Genomic DNA, 242 nt, shown 5'->3' with positions numbered 1-242 from the left:
CGTGGCTGCAGACCATGCCGGACGTGGGCACCTTCCACGTGCCGGGCATCGACTTCGACCGCAATTACGCCAGCGTCGTGCTGGGCGCGCGCACCGGCGTGTGGGGCCTGCAGAGCAACTTCGGCGTGACCGCCACGACCGCGCAGAAGGGCGCCAGCGACATGTCCTTCTTCGTCAACTTCAGCGGCGCGTTCTAAGCCCGCCCGGAGTCTGCAGTCCTGGAAGGGCCGGCTCATGCCGGC

Annotated in this window: 1 protein-coding gene; it reads left to right on the top strand. The window is 68.6% G+C overall.

Annotation, left to right across the window (positions count from 1 at the left end; genetic code table 11):
- Positions 1-197, top strand: a 197-nt coding sequence (locus SB822_RS60155; RefSeq protein ID WP_410859520.1) for a hypothetical protein, incomplete at its 5' end; no start/stop codon positions are given.
- Positions 198-242 lie beyond the last annotated feature (45 nt).

Source organism: Paraburkholderia sp. SIMBA_054, from assembly GCF_046534875.1.
GTDB lineage: Bacteria > Pseudomonadota > Gammaproteobacteria > Burkholderiales > Burkholderiaceae > Paraburkholderia > Paraburkholderia hospita.
Note: the sequence above shows the minus strand (reverse complement) of the source record. Positions and strands in the feature narration are given on the sequence as shown.